This window comes from Pseudomonas sp. G7(2022), from assembly GCF_052660475.1.
The window spans coordinates 4,138,016-4,156,919 of record NZ_CP109659.1; the positions used below are offsets into that span (position 1 = coordinate 4,138,016).

22 protein-coding genes are annotated in these 18,904 nt (G+C 57.9%); 12 read left to right on the top strand and 10 right to left on the bottom strand.

The features are described from left to right. Positions 1 to 95 precede the first annotated feature (95 nt). The 3 genes from NE357_RS18720 to NE357_RS18730 all read right to left on the bottom strand — a co-directional run bounded on the left by NE357_RS18720 (position 96) and on the right by NE357_RS18730 (position 3,347). A complete protein-coding gene (locus NE357_RS18720; RefSeq protein ID WP_169431112.1) occupies positions 96 to 1,667 on the bottom strand; it encodes a sensor domain-containing diguanylate cyclase in 1,572 nt (523 codons plus the stop codon). Between the two features lie 186 nt (positions 1,668 to 1,853). Further along, the gene (locus NE357_RS18725; protein ID WP_169431113.1) at positions 1,854 to 2,627 is read right to left on the bottom strand and encodes an aldolase; all 774 of its coding nucleotides are present in this window, start codon (positions 2,625 to 2,627) and stop codon (positions 1,854 to 1,856) included. Between the two features lie 12 nt (positions 2,628 to 2,639). Beyond that, the gene (locus tag NE357_RS18730) at positions 2,640 to 3,347 is read right to left on the bottom strand and encodes a haloacid dehalogenase type II (protein ID WP_169431114.1); all 708 of its coding nucleotides are present in this window, start codon (positions 3,345 to 3,347) and stop codon (positions 2,640 to 2,642) included. 110 nt (positions 3,348 to 3,457) lie between these two features. On the opposite strand from NE357_RS18730, the gene NE357_RS18735 reads away from it, so the two are divergent. Beyond that, complete coding sequence (locus NE357_RS18735) at positions 3,458 to 4,315, top strand: LysR substrate-binding domain-containing protein (RefSeq protein ID WP_169431115.1); 858 nt, start codon at positions 3,458 to 3,460, stop codon at positions 4,313 to 4,315. 21 nt (positions 4,316 to 4,336) lie between these two features. Here the strand turns inward: NE357_RS18735 and NE357_RS18740 are convergent, their stop codons facing one another. After that, positions 4,337 to 5,131: a hypothetical protein gene (locus NE357_RS18740; RefSeq protein WP_432760334.1), complete on the bottom strand. Its 795-nt coding sequence runs from the start codon at positions 5,129 to 5,131 to the stop codon at positions 4,337 to 4,339. Further along, positions 5,068 to 5,733, bottom strand: coding sequence for a ribonuclease T2 (locus NE357_RS18745; RefSeq protein ID WP_169431116.1), 666 nt, complete (start codon positions 5,731 to 5,733; stop codon positions 5,068 to 5,070). The genes NE357_RS18740 and NE357_RS18745 overlap by 64 nt, the downstream gene beginning before the upstream one ends. Positions 5,734 to 5,898: 165 nt before the next feature. On the opposite strand from NE357_RS18745, the gene NE357_RS18750 reads away from it, so the two are divergent. From NE357_RS18750 to NE357_RS18775, 6 genes are all read left to right on the top strand, one after another. After that, positions 5,899 to 6,381, top strand: coding sequence for a hypothetical protein (locus NE357_RS18750; RefSeq protein ID WP_169431117.1), 483 nt, complete (start codon positions 5,899 to 5,901; stop codon positions 6,379 to 6,381). A 95-nt stretch (positions 6,382 to 6,476) separates the two neighbouring features. After that, entirely contained in the window at positions 6,477 to 8,180 is a 1,704-nt protein-coding gene (locus tag NE357_RS18755; RefSeq protein ID WP_169431118.1) for a copper resistance system multicopper oxidase, read from the top strand. A gap of 11 nt (positions 8,181 to 8,191) precedes the next feature. Continuing rightward, the gene (locus NE357_RS18760; protein ID WP_169431119.1) at positions 8,192 to 9,049 is read left to right on the top strand and encodes a copper resistance protein B; all 858 of its coding nucleotides are present in this window, start codon (positions 8,192 to 8,194) and stop codon (positions 9,047 to 9,049) included. A 31-nt stretch (positions 9,050 to 9,080) separates the two neighbouring features. After that, complete coding sequence (gene copC, locus NE357_RS18765; protein WP_169431120.1) at positions 9,081 to 9,455, top strand: copper homeostasis periplasmic binding protein CopC; 375 nt, start codon at positions 9,081 to 9,083, stop codon at positions 9,453 to 9,455. A gap of 3 nt (positions 9,456 to 9,458) precedes the next feature. Then, positions 9,459 to 10,322, top strand: coding sequence for a copper homeostasis membrane protein CopD (gene copD / locus NE357_RS18770; RefSeq protein ID WP_169431121.1), 864 nt, complete (start codon positions 9,459 to 9,461; stop codon positions 10,320 to 10,322). A 59-nt stretch (positions 10,323 to 10,381) separates the two neighbouring features. After that, positions 10,382 to 11,167, top strand: coding sequence for a transporter substrate-binding domain-containing protein (locus tag NE357_RS18775; RefSeq protein WP_169431122.1), 786 nt, complete (start codon positions 10,382 to 10,384; stop codon positions 11,165 to 11,167). A gap of 48 nt (positions 11,168 to 11,215) precedes the next feature. On the opposite strand, the gene NE357_RS18780 is transcribed toward NE357_RS18775, so the two are convergent. The 3 genes from NE357_RS18780 to NE357_RS18790 all read right to left on the bottom strand — a co-directional run bounded on the left by NE357_RS18780 (position 11,216) and on the right by NE357_RS18790 (position 12,712). Then, positions 11,216 to 11,431 carry a hypothetical protein gene (locus tag NE357_RS18780; protein ID WP_096822039.1) on the bottom strand — a complete coding sequence of 72 codons (216 nt, stop codon included), beginning with the start codon at positions 11,429 to 11,431 and terminating at the stop codon, positions 11,216 to 11,218. Between the two features lie 111 nt (positions 11,432 to 11,542). Then, positions 11,543 to 12,241 carry a hypothetical protein gene (locus NE357_RS18785; RefSeq protein ID WP_169431123.1) on the bottom strand — a complete coding sequence of 233 codons (699 nt, stop codon included), beginning with the start codon at positions 12,239 to 12,241 and terminating at the stop codon, positions 11,543 to 11,545. Positions 12,242 to 12,349: 108 nt separating this feature from the next. Further along, positions 12,350 to 12,712: a DUF6124 family protein gene (locus NE357_RS18790; RefSeq protein ID WP_169431124.1), complete on the bottom strand. Its 363-nt coding sequence runs from the start codon at positions 12,710 to 12,712 to the stop codon at positions 12,350 to 12,352. 624 nt (positions 12,713 to 13,336) lie between these two features. On the opposite strand from NE357_RS18790, the gene NE357_RS18795 reads away from it, so the two are divergent. The 3 genes from NE357_RS18795 to NE357_RS18805 all read left to right on the top strand — a co-directional run bounded on the left by NE357_RS18795 (position 13,337) and on the right by NE357_RS18805 (position 15,558). Beyond that, entirely contained in the window at positions 13,337 to 14,059 is a 723-nt protein-coding gene (locus NE357_RS18795; RefSeq protein WP_169431125.1) for a hypothetical protein, read from the top strand. Between the two features lie 571 nt (positions 14,060 to 14,630). Continuing rightward, complete coding sequence (locus NE357_RS18800; protein ID WP_169431126.1) at positions 14,631 to 15,038, top strand: DUF2664 domain-containing protein; 408 nt, start codon at positions 14,631 to 14,633, stop codon at positions 15,036 to 15,038. A gap of 10 nt (positions 15,039 to 15,048) precedes the next feature. Next, positions 15,049 to 15,558, top strand: a complete 510-nt coding sequence (locus tag NE357_RS18805; RefSeq protein WP_169431127.1) for a GNAT family N-acetyltransferase — start codon at positions 15,049 to 15,051, stop codon at positions 15,556 to 15,558. 110 nt (positions 15,559 to 15,668) lie between these two features. Here NE357_RS18805 and NE357_RS18810 read toward each other — a convergent pair whose 3' ends face one another. Next, the gene (locus NE357_RS18810; protein ID WP_169431128.1) at positions 15,669 to 16,247 is read right to left on the bottom strand and encodes a hypothetical protein; all 579 of its coding nucleotides are present in this window, start codon (positions 16,245 to 16,247) and stop codon (positions 15,669 to 15,671) included. 171 nt (positions 16,248 to 16,418) lie between these two features. Continuing rightward, positions 16,419 to 17,120 carry a hypothetical protein gene (locus NE357_RS18815; protein ID WP_249314318.1) on the bottom strand — a complete coding sequence of 234 codons (702 nt, stop codon included), beginning with the start codon at positions 17,118 to 17,120 and terminating at the stop codon, positions 16,419 to 16,421. Between the two features lie 395 nt (positions 17,121 to 17,515). Here NE357_RS18815 and NE357_RS18820 point away from each other — a divergent pair, with 395 nt between their 5' ends. Beyond that, on the top strand, positions 17,516 to 17,734 hold the full coding sequence (locus tag NE357_RS18820; RefSeq protein ID WP_169431129.1) for a hypothetical protein: 219 nt from the start codon (positions 17,516 to 17,518) through the stop codon (positions 17,732 to 17,734). A gap of 171 nt (positions 17,735 to 17,905) precedes the next feature. After that, on the top strand, positions 17,906 to 18,607 hold the full coding sequence (locus NE357_RS18825; RefSeq protein ID WP_169431130.1) for a hypothetical protein: 702 nt from the start codon (positions 17,906 to 17,908) through the stop codon (positions 18,605 to 18,607). The last annotated feature ends 297 nt before the right edge of the window (positions 18,608 to 18,904 follow it).

Genomic DNA, 18,904 nt, shown 5'->3' on the forward strand with positions numbered 1-18,904 from the left:
CTCGTCATCCGGCCCGGCAGTGGTGCGGGCGGCTGGACGGACAAGAGCAGGTCATGGTGAAGGCCATGGCCTGTGTCTGAACCGATTCGGTTTAATCAGCGATCCGAACGCATCAATTCGCCAACGCCAACGTCCATGGACAACACCGCCGCGCGGTTGCGACCGGAGTTCTTGGCCTGATACAGCGCCGCATCCGCCCGTTGAATGAACAGTTCCGGGCTGTCGTTGCCAGTCGGAATAAACGCATAGCAGCCCAGGCTCACCGTGAGATACCCGGTGGGCGAGCCGCTGTGGGTGATGTGTTTGTCCATGACGCTGCGGCGGATCTGCCCGGCAATTGTCAGCGCGCCGTTGATGTCGGTGTCCGGCAGCAACACCGCGAACTCTTCACCGCCATAGCGCACCGCCAGATCGGACTGGCGCTGGCAGCAGTTCTTCACCACCTGCGCGACCTGCGTCAGGCAATGGTCGCCAGCCACATGGCCGTAGGCATCGTTGTAGCGTTTGAAGAAATCGATATCGAGCATGATCAGGCTGACCGGGCTCGACTGCCGCGCCCCCCGGGCAAATTCCACCTCCAGCGAGCGCTCGAACAGACGCCGGTTGGCCAGCCCGGTCAGGCTGTCGTGGGTAGCGATCTCCTCCAGCGCCTGCTGGGCCTTGCGCAGGTTTTTCTCGATCCGTTCGCCGTCGCGCACCTGACGGATGAACACCCAACCAAACAACCCCACGCCCAGCACCACCAGCGCCACGATGACGCTGGACTGGAACGCCCGGTCATGCCAGCCCTGCAAAATCGTGTCCCGGGACGAAGAGGAGGACACCACCAGCGGATAACTTTCCAGCTGCCGGTAACCGTAAAGCCGCGTCACACCGTCAACCACCGAATCGATCATCGCGGTGCCGGCGGGGGCATTGGGCAACAGCTTCTGATAGATCTCGCCCTTGGCCATCGAGGTGCCGATCAAAGCCTCATCGAATGGCCGACGGGCGAGCAACGTGCCGTCAGTCAGGCCGAGGAACATCGTGCCGTTGTCATCCAGGCTGAAGCTTTTGAAGAACTTGTCGAAGTACGACATCTTGATCCCGGCCAGCAATACGCCCTGGAAATGGCCGGCGTGGTCGTTCACCCGTTTCGAGATCGGGATAATCCACTCGCCGTTCTCGCGGCTGCGGATCGCCGGCCCGATGTGTGCCACGATCGAGACGTTCTGCTGGTGAAACCTGAAGTACTCGCGATCGGCCACGCCATTGCCGCGCGGCAGATCCGGGAACGAAGTAATCACCCACTGCCCTTCGCGATCGAACAGAAACATGCCGTCCAACTGTTCCAGCTGCTGCACCCGGCGCGCGAAAGTCCTCTGCAGGCGCGGTCTCTGCGCTGCGCCATAGCCGTCTTCCTGAATCCAGTCGACCAGACTGGTCATCACCAGATCCGCCGCCAGAAAGGTGTCCTCGGCCTGCTGCGCCATCGCCCGGGTCAGGTTGGCCGAGGCCACTTGAGCATTCGCCAGATCCTGGCGCCGCGACTGCTCGATCTGCAGATACAGCAAGCCGGACAGGCACAGACACACGGCAACGATGAACAGTACCGCCGCCTTGCGCAGGGGCAAACGCTTGAGGGTGCCGCCGGGGGCTTGGTTCGGATCGTGAATGGGGATAGGCAAAAGCGTGTCCTGGGCAGGTACGACAGGGGCAAAAGCCCGAAACCCTTGTTTTTGTGAGCGTAGCCCACCGGGTTGTACGGGGCAACCAAGTGCCTTCGAGACATCCCGACCCAGTTACTATCGGCGCGCAGGGCAATTGGATGACCTGCGACGCAAATTATTTTTGCCTGTCCGTTTTTGCCCGCATCAGCCCTGACGGGCCAAACGCCGCATCGCACTGCGCAGATGCGCCCGCGCACTTTGCGGATCGCCTTCGCGCATCTGCGCGTACGCCCGTTGCGCAACCGCATGCGGCACCGGTTCCAGCACCCGTTGCGTGGCCATCGCCAATAGTTGCACCTGCGCGGCGCGCTCCAGGTAATACAGATCGTCCCAGGCTTCGGCGATGGTCGGCGCCGCGACAATCACCCCGTGATTTTTCAGGAACAGAATGTCGGCATCACCCATCACCCCGGCAATCCGGTCGCCTTCGCGCTCGTCCAGCGCCAACCCGTTGTAGTGCTCGTCCACCGCCGTGCGCCCGTAGAACTTCAGCGCGGTCTGACTCAGCCACAACAGCGGCGGCCCCTCCAACAGGCACAACGCCGTCGCGTTCGGCATGTGAGTGTGGAACGCAACCTTCACCCTTGGCAGTCGCTGGTGCAGGCGTGCATGGATATAGAACGCCGTTGCCTCTGGCTGGCCCTCGCCGTCCACCACGTTCCCTTCGAAGTCGCAGACCAGCAGGTTGTGCGCCGTCACTTCGGAAAACGCATAACCGTAGGGATTGACCAGAAACAGGTCATCGTGCCCCGGCAACATCGCCGAAAAATGATTGCAGATCCCCTCCTCCAGCCCGTGCAGCGCCGCCAGTTGAAAGCACGCTGCCAGTTCGTGGCGGGCGGTGGTAATGGCTTCGCTGTCGAGGTTCAACGAGCCGGAACGCGCAGGTCGGGCGCAGCCAGTCAGGGTGTGGGCCATGGCGAAACTCCTTTATTCCCAGCCAAGGGACGCGAACATCGGCAGCACTTCGTCCAGCGTGTTGAGGATCGCGTCGGGCCGATAGTCCGGCAGTAACTGACGACCGGTCCTGCGGTCGATCCATACGCAGCGAAAATGCAGGTCGCGGGCCGCCGTGTGGTCGAGCATCGGGCTGGCGCAGATGTGCACCACCTGATCACGGCTGACGCCCAATTGCTCATGAGCGTAGTCGAACAGCCTCGGCGCCGGTTTGTAGGCGCCGGCCTGTTGCGCGGTGATCACCCGGTCGATATGGCCACCGAGTTGAGCGACGTTGCCGGCGATGATGTCGTCATCGGTGTTGGAGACGATGCACAGCTTGAAGCCCTTGGCCTTGAGCTGCCCGAGGGTCTCGACGACTTCGGCAAACGGCGGCATCTGCGGGATCGCGGCGGCCAGGCGCTTGCTGTCTTGGCTGGCACTCGCCAGCCCCAGTTCCTCCAGGGCCAGTTGCAGGCCGAGGGTGCTCAGCTCGCGAAACGAGCGGTGCGGCGGCGTCTGTTCCAGGCGATGTTCGTGGCGGTCATAGACCTCGATCAGGCGCCCGGCATCGACCCGGTGTTCGCCCTTCTCGCTCAGGATCTGCTCGGCCACGGCGCGCAGGCCTTCGTCCCATTGAATCAAGGTGCCGTAGCAATCGAAGGTCAGCCATTGCGGGCGTGGTGTATTGATCAACGTCATGGGGGCATTCCTCTGCAAGTGAGGGCTTCAGCTTATGAACTCGGGGTGATAGTGTGAAATTAAATAAATAGCCAACCCTCAGTTGCCAAACAAATATCGAGACCGCTGCCATGCTGGATCTGGAACTGCTGAAAACCTTCGTCTGCGTGGTCGATGAAGGCAGCTTCACCCGCGCCGCCGAACGCGTCCACCGCACCCAATCCACGGTCAGCCAACAAGTGCGCAAACTTGAGGACCTGGTCGGCCACGCCTTGCTGTTGCGCGACCGCACCGGGCTGAACGTCAGCGTCACCGAGCACGGCGAACTGCTGATCCACTACGCCCGCCGCCTGCTGGCCTTGTCCGCCGAGGCCAGCGAAGCCCTTGCCAGCGATCTGGATCTGGAAATCCTGCGCATCGGCATGCCGGAAGACTTCGACGCCCGACGCATGGCGCTGATCCTCGCCGGCTTCACCCGCAGCCACCCGCAAGCGCGGCTGGAAACCGTCAGCGGCATGAGCCTCGATCTGAGGCAACGCCTCGACAGCGGCGAAATCGACATCGCCCTGATCAAACGCGAACCCGACAGCGGCCCCGCCTGGGCGACCTGGCCGGAGCGACTGGTGTGGGTCAAGGGTGCTGAGTTCGATTCTTCCAATGGTGTATTGCCGCTGGCGCTGTTTCCCCAAGGCTGCCTGTACCGACAACGAGCGATTCGCCTGCTCGACGTGGCGCAACGCCCATGGCGTGTAGCCTTCGGCAGCCACAGTCTGACCGGCATTCAAGCGGCGGTCGCCTCAGGGCTTGGGGTTTCGGTGCTGCCGGCATCAGCGGTATTGCCGGAGCATCAGGTGTGCACAGACTTGCCGCCGCTTCCACCGACAGAGCTGGCGCTGGTCAGCCGCGAGGGGGTGTTGAGTGGGTTGCAGCGAGGGTTGGTGGAGTTTCTGAGGGGGGAACTGGGGGTGGATGCGGGGGGATTGGCTTGATCCCCCCGATGGGCGCTGAGCTCAGGGCTTGTTGACTTCGCGCAACAGGTCTGCGACCGGGAGGTTCATGGTGTTTGAGTAGTAGGGTTTGTAGCCCCAGGCGGTAATGACGACTTTGCAGGGGACCTGGAGCTTTCCGGACAACAGGCCATTCAATTCCTGAGTTGAAAGAAATTCCTGAGTTGAACCGTTATTCACGGTCTGCCTTAAAGTTGCACTGGTCACGTAGTTGTATTTCCCGCCGGCTTTGTTGGCCTCATCTACATCAATCAGCCCGTACGCCGAATACCTGAATCGGTTAGTGATAGAGAAGTCCTGATCGTCACCCAGCGCACACTCCAACATTGTCGAAGCGGCGCCTTCCCTCATTCCTCTCCCAAACAGATCCAAAAGGTTTACATCAGAGGCGTAGTAAATTTCGTAATACAGGCTGCTGGGTTTTCTCTCTATCGTCAGAAAATTGAGATTTGCAGGCTGGACCGTATGGTTTTTAGCGCAGGCTGAACACAAGATGGTCAATAGAAGAAGCAATAAGGTTTTCTTACCGCTGGTGCCATGCCCCGGCAACGGGCAAGCCGTCGGGTCGGTCACTCGGGCAGCGGGTTTTCCGCTCATGAAAAGCTCCTTGCGGTGTCGCGTCATCATCCATTGGCGCGCAAGCATGAACAAAGTCGCGGCGTTGTTCAAACCCGCATGCAAAAAAACAGGCGCCTGAAAAGGCGCCTGTTTTCTAGGGACGGTATCCGCTCCGGTCAACGCGATGGCGGTACTCGAATATCCCCCGCCCGGCACTGGGTTTTCACGCCCTTGCCGCATGCACCGAATTGCAGGTCCTTGCCCATGCACACCCGTACTTCCGAGAGTTCCGGGCCGTTGCAGATGACGGCGATGCCGTCTGACGGGATGCCCGGATTGCTCCTGCGGAACAGGTCGGCAATTTCCTGTGCTTCGAAGTAATACGAGCTGCTGAACGGTTGCAGCTCTTGCGGGATGTTCACCGCGGCCACGGCTTTGTCCGCTTCGTCCAGATAGCCCATCGCGCCGAGGCCGCTGCAGGTGCCGTGCTTGCTCCATTCGTGATCGAGGAGTTTTTTGGTCGGGAACAGCGTCAGGCCTTTGGCCGTTTCGGCGGCCGACAGGTTGGTCAAGGGCGGGCAGGATTGCGGCCAGCCGCCCTTGGTGTATTGCGGCCACAGGCCATGCAGGACAAAACCGTAACCCTTGCCGGTGCACTGAGGGTCGCCCTTGTGGGTCAGGCAAAACGTTGGCGACCAGGACAGTGTCAGCAGGTAGTAATCGAACACTCCCGCCACCGATTCCGTCGGTGCCTTGTTGGCGTGTGGCTGGCGCGCCGAACTCAGGCCGATGCTACCGACCGTCAGCGCAATCAGCGCCATAATTGTAAAAAGCTTTTTCATGTTCCCGTTCCTTGGGACGCGTGCGTCCGTGGTTTCTGTGGTCCGACCATCACTTGGCCAGACGCTGATTGAGTCATGCCCGTGTTGCAAGCACATGACGCAGGGCAAAACCTGCATTACTTTGAAAGGACTACGATGACAGTGAAATCACCACAGGGAACCGACATGAGTAAAGCAGACGAACTCGCCGCGAAACTCAAACAGACACGGCACACCCATGCTGACGAAATCACCTGCGCCGAACTGGAAATCGATTGCTGGCCGGCTCAGGTCTACGCCTTGTATCACCGAATCGAAGGCTGGTTGCAACCGGTCACCGAGGTCGGCCTGAAGATTCGGCGCAATCCTACCCATGTTTGCGAAAGTTCGCCGGATGGCGAGACCCACGACTACGCCATCGACCAGTTGATCATCGAAGCCAACCACCACAGTCTTACGTTCGATCCCATCGCCCGTTTCACCGAAGACGGCGCCGGGCGTGTGCAGATCAACCTGCCGGGCCGGGAAGCGTCGCTGCTGCGTACGGTCGACGAACACGGCGAAAGCCATTGGTGGTTGCAGACCCTTGAGACCGGGCAACAGCTGGATGCCATTGCGCTGACGGAAAACAACTTGTTGTCGGTGGTCCAGGAAGGATTAGGTTTGTAGGTCGAACCTGACACAACTGTAATCCGCGCCTCAGCCAGCTGAAAGCTGCCGCTGGTTAGCCTCCCCGTCATTGGTCAAACGGGGACTTCCAGCGCATGCCTTCCACCACCTCAAGACGCACCTTCGTCAAAGGCCTCGCCGCCGGCAGTCTGCTCGGCGGCCTCGGCCTGTGGCGCACGCCGGTCTGGGCCTTGAACAGCCCCGGCCAGGTGAACGAGTTAAGCGGCAAAGACTTCGAGCTGTTCATCGGCGAAACTCCAGTCAACTTCACCGGCCGGCCCCGCACCGCCATGACCATCAACGGCAGCCTGCCCGGCCCGCTGCTGCGCTGGCGCGAGGGCGATACGGTGACGCTGCGGGTGCGCAACCGGCTCAAGGACAGCACGTCGATCCACTGGCACGGCATTCTGCTGCCGGCCAACATGGACGGCGTGCCCGGCCTGAGTTTCAAGGGCATCGAGCCGGGTGGCGTGTACGTTTACCAGTTCAAGGTTCGCCAGCACGGCACCTACTGGTATCACAGCCATTCCGGGTTGCAGGAACAGGCCGGCGTCTACGGACCGCTGGTGATCGACGCCCGGGAGCCGGAGCCGTTCCAGTACGACCGCGAACATGTGGTGATGCTCAGCGACTGGTCCGACGAAGACCCGGCCAGCCTGATGAAGACCCTGAAAAAACAGTCCGACTACTACAACTTCCACAAGCGCACCGTCGGCGATTTCATCCATGACGTCGGCGAAAAAGGCTGGGGCGCCACCGTTGCCGATCGCACGATGTGGGCGCAGATGAAGATGAATCCCACCGACATCGCCGATGTCAGCGGCGCCACGTACACCTTCCTGATGAACGGCCACGCACCCGATTCCAATTGGACGGGGCTGTTCCGGCCCGGCGAAAAGCTGCGGCTGCGGCTGATCAACGGCTCGGCCATGACCTACTTCGACGTGCGCATCCCGGGATTGAAAATGACCGTGGTCGCCGCCGATGGCCTGCACGTCAAACCGGTGACCGTCGATGAACTGCGCATCGCCGTGGCGGAAACCTATGACGTGATCGTGGAGCCCGCCGCCGATGCCTACACCCTGTTCGCCCAGGCCATGGACCGCACCGGTTACGCCCGAGGCACCCTCGCCGCCCGCGCCGGTTTGTCGGCCCCGGTGCCGGCGCTGGACCCGCGCCCGCTGGTGACCATGGACGACATGGGCATGGGTGGAATGAATCATGGTTCGATGGACATGAGTGGCATGGATCACTCCAGCATGAACATGGGCCCGATGCAGTCGCACCCCGACAGCGAAAAGGACAATCCATTGGTGGACATGCAAGCCATGACCACCGCGCCGAAACTCGACGACCCCGGCCTCGGCCTGCGCAACAACGGGCGCCGCGTGCTGACCTACGCCGACCTGCGCAGCACTTTCGAAGACCCAGACGGCCGCGACCCGGGCCGCACCGTCGAACTGCACCTGACCGGCCACATGGAGAAATTCGCCTGGTCGTTCAACGGCATCAAGTTCTCCGACGCCGAGCCGCTGCGCTTGAAGTACGGCGAGCGGATCCGCCTGGTGCTGGTCAACGACACAATGATGACCCACCCCATCCACCTGCACGGTATGTGGAGCGATCTGGAAGACGAAAACGGCAATTTCCAGGTACGCAAACACACTATCGACATGCCGCCCGGCACACGCCGCACTTACCGCGTTACCGCCGATGCGCTCGGCCGTTGGGCCTATCACTGCCATCTCCTGTACCACATGGAAATGGGCATGTTCCGCGAAGTGCGGGTGGAAGAATGAGGACGCCGACCATGACTCGATTTGCCGTGTTTTCGTTGTCACTTCTGTCGATGTCTTCGGCGTTCGCCGCCAGCGATATGCAGGGCATGGACCACAGCCAGATGGGCGATATGCAAAGCATGGACGACGGCATGATGCAGCCCGCCGCGCCGACCAAAAGCCGCACGCCGATCCCGGTTCTGACCGACGCCGACCGTGCCGCCGTGTTCACCAGCCACGGTGGCCACCAGGTGCACGACAGCGCGATCAACACTTACTTGCTCGCCGACAAACTCGAATGGCAGAACGCCGACGACGCCAGCACGCTGGCCTGGGATTTGTCCGGCTGGATCGGCGGTGACACCGATCGCCTGTGGCTGCGCTCCGAGGGCGAACGCAGCAACGGCAAGACCGAAGACGCGGAAATCCAGGCGCTGTGGGGCCACGCGATTTCGCCGTGGTGGGACGTGGTCAGCGGCGTGCGTCAGGACTTCAAGCCCGGCGCCCCGCAAACCTGGGCCGCGTTCGGTTTGCAGGGCATGGCGCTGTACAACTTCGAAGCCGAAGCCACGGCGTTCCTCGGCGAAAACGGCCAGAGCGCGGTGCGGCTGGAGGGCGACTACGACATCCTGCTGACCAACCGCCTGATCCTGCAGCCGACCGCCGAACTCAACGTCTACGGCAAAAACGATCCGCAACGCGGGATCGGCTCGGGCCTCGCGAACACCGAAGCCGGATTGCGCCTGCGCTATGAAATCCGCCGTGAATTTGCGCCGTACATCGGCGTGACCTGGAACCGCACCTACGGCAACACCGCCGATTACGCACGGGAAGAAGGCGCGGATCGCAGCGAAGCGCGACTCGTCCTCGGCGTGCGGATGTGGTTCTGAATCCCTTCAAAAAACAACACAGAGGTCTTGCATGCGCACATTGAAATTCACCCTTGTTCTCGCCGGCGGTCTGCTCTTGAGCACCCTGGCCCAGGCTCATCCGAAACTGCTGTCGTCGACCCCGGCCGAAGGTGCCGACGGTGCGGCGCCCGGCAAGATCGAACTGCGTTTTTCGGAGGATCTGCTGACCCAGTTCTCCGGCGCCAAACTGGTGATGACCGAAATGCCCGGCATGGCTCACTCGCCGATGCCGATGAAGGCCAGGGTCAGCGCCGGCAGCGACCCGAAAACCATGCTCGTCACCCCGCTCGCACCTCTGCCGGCCGGCACCTACAAGGTCGAATGGCGCGCGGTGTCGTCGGACACGCACCCGATCACCGGCAACGTCACGTTCAAAGTGAAGTGATCGATGACCGACCTGATCAACATCCTGCTGCGGATGGCGTTGTACGTGGATTTGCTGCTGTTGTTCGGGGTGGCGTTGTTTGGGTTGTACAACACTGACGCGACGCTGCGGTTTCGGCCGATGTTGCGCGGGACGGCGTTGATCGGGGCATTGCTGTCAGTGGCGGGACTGGTGCTGATGACCCGCACCATGAGTGGCGAAACGGAATTCGCCGCGCTGTGGCCGCATCTGCAAATGATGCTGTTTGAAACCGATGTCGGGACGGCATGGGCGGTGCGGATGGTTGCGCTGAGCATCGTGATGCTCTGGCCGGGGTTGTGGCTGGCGTCGACCGCCGGTGCTCTCGCCCTCGCCTCTCTGGCCTGGAGCGGGCACGGCGCGATGGATGGCGCCTGGCACCTGCTCAGCGACATCCTGCACCTGCTCGCGGCGGGTGCATGGATGGGCGCGATGTTGGCGCTGATCTTGATGTCGCGGCTCGATGCGCTGTTCTGCGAAGCGCGTATTCGTTCGCTGGCCGGTGCCGTCAAACGTTTCGAAGGCGTGGGCGCGGCGATCGTGATCGTCCTCTCGGTGACCGGCGTGCTGAACTACCTGTTCATCGTCGGCCCGACACTGGACGAGGTCTTGCTCCGCAGCTACGGGATGCTGCTGGCGATCAAGGTTGTGCTGTTCGCCGGCATGCTGGTTTTAGCGGCGTTGAACCGCTTTCACCTCGGCCCGCTGCTGGAGCAATCGTTGCGCGACGGTCAACACCCAGTGGCGGCCAATGCTCTGCGGCGCAGTGTTGCAGTGGAGTTGGGCATCGCGCTGTTGATCGTGGTGCTGGTGGCGTGGCTGGGCACACTCGGGCCGGACGCGGGATGACACCCGGCAAACCCTTTCACTACACTGGCCCCCACTCCCACTGCACAAGCCCGATCTCCATGACAATTCAAAAAAGCACGATGATCTTTTGCAGCCTGCTGGCCATGGCGAGCGCTGCTCAGGCACAAGAGCCGGTTTCGCACCTGGACACCATCCAGCAACAAGGCCAGTTGCGCGTCTGCACCACCGGCGACTACAAACCCTACACCTTCAAGCGCACGGACGGCGGGTTCGAAGGCATCGACATCGCCATGGCCCAATCCCTGGCCGACAGCCTCGGCGTCAAGATCGAGTGGGTGCAGACCACCTGGAAAACCCTGATGCCGGACATGCAGGCCGGCAAGTGCGACATCGGCATGGGCGGGATCTCGGTGACGCTGGAACGGCAGAAAAAGGCCTACTTCAGCAACACCCTCGACGTCGACGGCAAGATCCCGCTGGTGCGCTGCGCCGACCAGTCCAAATACCAGACCATCGAGCAGATCAACCAGCCGAACGTGCGCCTGGTCGAACCCGCCGGCGGCACCAACGAAGCCTTCGTCCACGCCTTCCTGCCCAAGGCGCAACTGGCCTTGCATGACAACGTGACGATCTTCGAACAACTGCTCGACAACAAGGCCGACGTGATGATCACCGACGCCTCCGAAGCGCGGTATCAGCAGAAACAGAAACCCGGTTTGTGCGCGGTCAACCCGGAGCAGTTCATGCAGTACGGGGAAAAGGCCTACTTGCTGCCGCGTGATGACATGAGCTGGAAGCTGTATGTCGATCAGTGGCTGCACCTGAGCAAGGTGACCGGGAAATATCAGAAGGTCATTGGCGAGTGGCTGGCAGGACCGCAGTAAAACGCTTCAAGACGAAAAAAGGGCGCCCCGATGGGCGCCCTTTTCTATTCAATCGTCATGCAACATGCCAGAGCTGTACTGGTTGAGACTGGCACCAATACCGGTGCCGCCGAACTTCAGCGTATTGGCGCTGGCGCGCCCTTCCGGCGACTGGCAATCGGAAGAAAAACAACTGGTGGTGGTCAACCCACCGGAGCCCGAACAGGCACTCAATACCGAGACAGCCGCAGCGATCAACAGCACTTTGACGACATTGGCACGCATGGTCGGGCTCCCCTTGGATGAAACGATCTTATCGCTGCATCCTAGGCGCCCCCGCGTGCCGACAACATGAAACTTTCGCCATCGACAGCGCGGGTTCAGGAAGAACGGTGATTACTCGTTCAGATCCTTGACCAGATAGGTCCCCACAATCTGCGAAACACCGGTCAACGCTTCACGGACCAGCTCCGGTTCGGTGCGATAACGCAGCGGCTCGTAGCCATAGGTGTTGGCACCGTTGAACGCGGTAATCGGCTCATTGCGCTGCCAGATTAACTCTTCGCCGCGCTTCAACGAACCGTTCACCACAATCGTCGGGTACACCACGCTGCTGAAACCCTGCGTCAGCGCAAAACCCCAATTGACCACGGTCAACTTGATCTCCGCATCGGCCGGCTCATTCTCGGCAACCACCTTGAAACGACCGGTCGCCGCCAGTTGATCCTCGAAACCCTTCTTCACCAACTTGCCCAGATCGATATCGGCCGTCGCCATGTTGTACTGAATCGCCTCGACCGTGGACATCGACGCCAGATCTCCAGCCTTCAACCCCGCCGCAAACCCGGCCCCACTGAGCGCCGCCGTCCCGAGCTTCCCGGCATGGGACGCCATGCCAACACCCGCGCCGACACCGGCACCCAACGCCGCACCCCAGGCCTGCTCTCGGCCCATGTAGGTCATTTCCTTGTTACTCCAGGTCACCGGGAGAATCTTCACCGTGTGGATCTGCGTGCGGTATTCGGGTTTGAACTTCTGATTGGCACAGCCTGCGAGCAACAGGACGGCGAACATCACGACAACTAGTTTTTTCATAAACGACTCAAAACGCGGAATGGAATGCGTAAGTTGTCGTCCATGTTGGGGAAATCTGAAGATACATGGCTCTCCCGTGGCGGCATTCGCCACGGAAGGGGTTTGCACTTACGACTTCGGCTCGACGTGATCCAGCGCCTGATTCACCGCCAGCCCCGCAACCATCACCACCTGCGCGATGCCCAGCGCCGTTTTGCGGTGCGAGGGTTCCAGGATGGCGGCGAAGTTGCTGAGCATTTCACTGGCGGAATCGAGGGACTCGCTGGCGTTGGCCAACAGCGATTCGCTGGTGTAGGCGGGGTTGGCCAGGAACATGGGGTCGTGTTCGGTGTGGCTGCCCATGATGCGTTGTTGCGGGGTGAGGTAATGGTCGAGGGCGCGTTCGGCGGCTTCGTTGAGCTTTTTGGAATCTGGGAATTGATAAGGTGAAACCGGATCGGTTTCGGGTGGGTTGGGTGTTGGTTTGAACATGGATGAATCCTCTAGCGCGATTACCAAAAGGAACCATCACCCTTCGCTACCAAACGTTGGGTGGCGGCCATACGCGGGTTGGTAGACCGGTCGCACTAGAACCCGGCGCCCACGAATGGGCCCCACGCATGACCACCATGAAATCCGAGCCCTGAAAAGGACTGCACACGGTGACGCCATGAATCTAGACACGAAGCGGGCTACCAAACCCGATCACTGGTTTTCAGTGATCCGAGAACGATAAAAGCCCCGGTCTAGACGTACAAGCCGGCGGATTCTGTCTTAGGTGTAGGGGGTGGCGCAAGGATGTGTAGGGTTTGGATTACGAGAGAATGAGTCATTTAAACGAGTGGTTTTTTAGGCTTAAAACAGTCACAGTTTTTTTGGTTTGGAAAACAATGGGGACAGATTTATTTACCACATAGAAGTCAAAAACAAACCAATCCGTCCCTTTTGTCGTACATCCCGTTTGTCGTCCCTTTTGTCCGGACAAAACGCCGTGCTGGAGCTGACCGTTTAAAAAAGGCTTCACGTATGCAATCCGTCTGGACCTTCCCTTCCACCCTCATGTTTTTTCATAGGCCGTCGATACCCTGCTAATTCAGACGTTCAAGGAATGACGACATGCCCCTTTCAATCAATTCTGTATTTATCCGGCCATCAACCGCTCAGTTGAGCCAAACCAGCCAGCCATTGACCACCAAATCCCTCAGTGAAAACTTGCTGAAAACCACGGTCAACATCAATCCGGCTGCAATTTACCATCCAAACAATGACCTCCCCGCGCCGAGCCCGGAAACGGAATCGATCGAGAGCATGATCGCGCGCACCCAGTCGCCGGATTACCCGCAAATTGCCGAAGGGCACAAAAGCGCCCATCAATCGCTGAAACTCTCTTTCGAGGAGTTCCAATCAGCGTTGGCTCACAGCGATCCGGATCTCGCCGACAAGAAATTTGGCTTCACCATCGAAGCGGATGGCAGCCTCAAGGTTCTCGACAGTTCACGCCAGCTCAGCGCTTCCGACATGGATCGGCTGAACGAGCTGTTGAATGCTTCCAGTGAATTGAAATCGGCAGCGAGCAGCTACCGCGACGCCTCCATCGCCCTGGTGGCCGCCGACGCTACGTGGGGTGGTAACTTTACGGGCGGGTATATTCTGAACAAGGACAACTTCGCCAACACAATCGATCTGGGTGCCCTATTCCTTAAAAAAGGGACAACCCCAAACACTGATACCCTGAACGGTTTCTTCTCCTCCCAGTTGTGGAGCAAGGGCGCGCGAATGACGCATGAAACAGTCACCCAGATGCCCGTAGGCGCCAATAAGGTCGACGTGACGGTTTGACTGGCAAGTTCTTGGAACTCACGCTACTTCACAGCGCGGGAAACAATCGAATAATGGGGACAGATTTATTTACCACCTAGAAATCCAAAACAAAAACAAATAAATCTGTCCCCTTTTTTCTCAGTCCCCTTTTTTCTCAAGCCGATAGTCAGGAGATCGGGGCTGTCCGCATTCTTGATCAAAAAGAACCTCAAGAAGCTGGATCCTCTCAGACCTGCGTGGCGTGGTGTTTTAGCATCTGATTCGCAGGTGTACGCGTCCTTGGATGAAATCGCGGTTCGCGGCCGGTATGAGCAAGGGATTCTGAGCCCGAGTTAGGATGGCCGCTTTAGGTGGGGGAACCAGAAAAACCAATAGCTTCAAGGATTTTCTGTGCATATGTGCAGCAATGAAATCTCCCTCATTTGGACGGAAAAATAGCCAGTTCCATGCTTCACAGGCCGACGAGTTGACGGTTTGAGATGTAGGAATCATCACATTAGGAAGCTAGCCTAAGGGAAGCTCCTACGACGGTTGGCTCTTAGATGTCAAGCTGAAATGGGGTAGTATGTGGAATCGAGAGGGGAACAACGTGGATAGAGCAGAGCAACGTAAAAAACATACCCGTATCACATTCGGCAAAAAGGGTGAGATTACCGTTCACAGGGAGGATGGCAGCATCAAAGCTTTCCTGTTGAAAGCGGATGATGTCGTGGAGAGACATGTAACGAAGAGTCTCGCAGGCAGCGTGCTGAGCCAAAAGGTTAGCGTCAGAGCTAAGCCTGTACGTGCTCCCCACCTGTCGGATCTTGAGCGCGATATGGCCGAACTTAAAAAGGTCGTCGCGGCGTTGGCCGTGCGTTCTGTTGTGCATGAAGAAAAGGCAACCGACTTCGACGTTGAGGGTGTAACCGTTCTTGATGCTGAGGCAGCGTACCAGCTGCTTGACACCCCACCGGAGCCTACTGAGGCACTTCTTAATCTGCTTACCTTGCGATAAGAGCTATTAAATGGATTTTATTACTGTCGATTTCGACAAATCGATTGATCGCTCTGTGTTTGATTGTGGGGTACACCCGGCATTGAATCTCTATATTGCCGAACACGCCAGTCAAGATCAAAAACGCAATGTATCTCGAACATTTTTGTACGTCGAAAACGAATCGTTGCTGGGTTATTACACCTTAGCAAATACCTCCGTTGCTCTCAGTGAACTTAGTGAAGAGCACACCAAGAGAATGCCTCGCTACCCTATGCCTGCCGTATTATTGAGTCGCTTGGCGGTGGACAAAGCTGTACGGGGGCAGGGACTTGGTCAGCGCCTGATGTCTGATTTCTTCCGCCGCGTGTATGCGATTTCGAAGCAGTCCGGCGTGGCCTTTATCGTCGTCGACGCCAAAGATGATGACGCTGCTGATTACTACCGGAATAAGCTGGGCTTTATACCCTCGACAAATAATCCGCTTCGTTTGGTGCTTTCCACGGCAACATTGATTCGCGCCCTCAGCTCACAAAGTTAGCCAGCTTGTGTACTTCCCCCCTGCGTTGCCGGAAGCTTGAACCTTTTACCGGACGGATCTGGTTAGCTGGGAAGCTGTTAGCCCGAAGCTACCGCCTGTTCCGCATCTTGTCAGATGGGGACTTCGGCGCTCTTACGCACGTAATGCAGAAATACCTCTTTAGGGTCGTAGTGCTCGATGCGTTCGGGGCGCGGAAATTTGTATTTATTACAGAGCGCGTCTACAAGCTCCAAAGCTTTCAAACCGAGCCTCGATAATGTTTCGCGTCGGTATTCGTAATACTCTGAGTAGTCAGGTGGAGAAGCGAATTCATGCATCGCTGCCAATCCCTCCCTGATTGCTTCGAGGCGGCTTGGGATCGACATTACGTCGTACATAATCGCTGTGGGCAGAACTCGGTAATCGCCATTTGGCGGAAGCGTAAGTTCTGGATTATCGACAGCATTAAAGGTCCTACCAGACTGATCTGTGAATGTGTGGTCGTTCACCGCTGAGTAGCAGTCACCAGCGAGTTTCTCGAAGACATAGACCAGCTGAATACCTAGGTGCTGTGCTTCGAGCTCACTCTTTCTCCAGGCCACGATGTGTTCTTTCCCCCAACTGAGAAGAAAGACCATTAGCTGTCCCGCGATGGCGATGGCACCGCCTAAGGCGACTTTACCAACGTCTGATCCCCAAAAATTATCCATCCCATTCCCCATATTTGAGAGCCATAGCGTACCTAGCGGGTGATCTAGTTTCTCTTTTCCGCGACGCTTTATGGGCAATGGGGACAGATTTATTTTTCGCAAAAAATGATCCAAAAAAATCTGTCCCTTTTCTATTGCTGATGAAGCGCGTTACACGCCAAAGCATCAAACTTAGAAAGATTCCACCGGTTTTTTGGTCTGTTCTACAAGTTTACTCTCGTCAAGCTTCGGGAAAGAAAACTTGATCATAATGATCGATTCCTCACCCTTACCCGTGACAATCAGATCAGCCCCCCTAACGTTCGCAGGGGCGGCTGCCATTAAACCAGAAACGCTAGGTGTCCCTTTGATCGAGGCAGCGCCCTCAATAAACGAGTAAGTCAAATTATCGGCGTTTAGAGCAACACTTTCATAGTTGTTGAGCTTAGCGTAGTACTCATCCTTGCTTTTAGCTTTAGCCGCCAGATCGACGAGATCCAGCATGGACTTGCCGTCAGCCAGTGCGACCAGACCGAACGACTTGGCCAGCGCACCGATGGCACGCCCGAACAGTTCACGCTCATAGGGCGCGAACAGTGAAACCATAATCAGCTTGTCACTGCTGAACACCAAGCCTGCGGTGAATTTCTGATCAATGAAATCCACGTCATCAATACACCGGGCGGGCGCGCCCACCTCTGCCGAGCAATCATAGTAACCGCCAGCCTCGGTGTATTTCGTGATTGGCGTGTCGTAGGCATAGCTCTTGAACAGGTTGTCCGCTGCAACGGCATTTTGCATAGCACCAACGAGACCGGCCAGGCAAAGCACTAACGCATGGATTTTGTTCGACATGGATTCCGTTCCTGCAAGGATGTGGAGATTGATAGCCACATGCTATCAATCCTGCGGCGGATTTGTCTCATTCAATCCAGTGCAAGCTGAGCGAGCTCAGCAGATCCAGAATTCGGACGCTGTGAAACCACTCTGCCATTCCCTCCGCCAAGCCCCCTCCTCCCATTCCTGATAAACTCCCCCACCTCCCAGCCACACCGATTCCGTACCCCCAATGCCCCCAATCACCGCTACACCCGCCCCACTCTCCCGCCGTTTCTCCGTCGCGCCCATGATGGATTGGATGCAGTAGCCCGCCTCCCCTCCCAACTGATTGGCTAAAGTCTCAAATCATCTGCGCGGTGTAGCAATTTTTAAGCATGCGGTAGCTAAGCCTCTCTGCGGCGGCCGCATGAGCTAGGCTTCGCGAACCCCTCATTTCCAGGATGGATCGTATGCCAAATAACTCAGCTTCTAATATCGCCACTGCTGACGCCCTGACATTGCTCCTGCACAACCAGCACGCACTGGCGGCAGCAATCGAGGAGGTTGCCGTTTGGCTTGCAGCCAGTGGCGCGGCAGTGGTTGCAGATAACGCTGTGATGGCTATGGAGACCTTAGACACAAATGCAAGAGCGATCACAGATGCGATTATGCGGATACGGCAATCCTAATATCGTCTTTGCAGGCAGCAATCGGCCAAAAGCGGCATTCCGTGAGCGGCAGCTTTCAGCCAAAAGCAGCCGCTCGGATGCGTCAATCAATACAGGTAAGCTTCCTTACTCCCTCACTTTCCCATGACTAAACTAGGTGAAACGCGTTCATCAGGAAGCCAGGAGTAATCTGTGGACAGCAAGCGAGCGATTGAACTGGGTGCAAAAATCATTGAGATACAAACATTAATGATCGCGTACGCTACCGATGGACGAACCTCTGCTCAGCCTGCCGAATATCGAGAGCTTTATCCAGAGGTAACAATTGATCTGGAAGATGCGAAATATGCGAACCCCAACCCGCACAAATCGCTCGAAGTCTTCATGGCATTTTGCAAGCTCCAGGAAATGAGCACTTATGCGAGCAGACGCGTTTACGTGCAGGAGCTCTATGCCGACATTTTGCTCGACCTCAAACGGAGACAACGACACGCCCCATCATCTAGGAACTGGAATAAGGCAAATGAAGCCTTGGCTGATGAATTGACGCCAATTCGTGCCCAATGGCTAAAGGCGAAGAACTTCATTTACTCAGCAACGCCTGACTTCGAAAACTCTATAAAGGAGTCAATCAGCTCTATTGAGTCAAGCCTCATGGTGTTGATGAACGAGCCCAACGGAACGCTCGGCAAGGTCATCAAGAAAGCAAATCTCGATGCAGATATTGAGCGCTTGATCACCCAAGCCTATGGGTATGCGAGTAACAAAGATTTCGTTAGGCACGGCGGTACAGTCGAGTCAGCTCTTTCAAAAGCAGAAGCAGAGTTTTTTCTTGAGTTCGCTGCAACATCTATCATCTACATTACCAACCGATCAAAAAAACATGATTCATGAATTGGATCGCCCCGGATTTCCCGGACGCCCACCTGGAAGCTATTGGCCCTTAGCGCCCCTCGTCAGCGACGACAGTCGACCAAAGAGGATTGCTGGGAACGGCAGCTCCCGGCCAGAAGCGGACGTTCGTACGCGACCGCTACCGGCCAAAAACGGACGTTCACAACTGGCCGCTAACGGCCAGAAGCCGGCGTTCCAAGGCAAAACTACCTTTTAGCAGTGGTGCAGCCTAACTCAACGGAATCCCCAATAAATCTCTGTGACTTGGAGGGGCGCTGCAGAGGCGGGAGCCTAAAA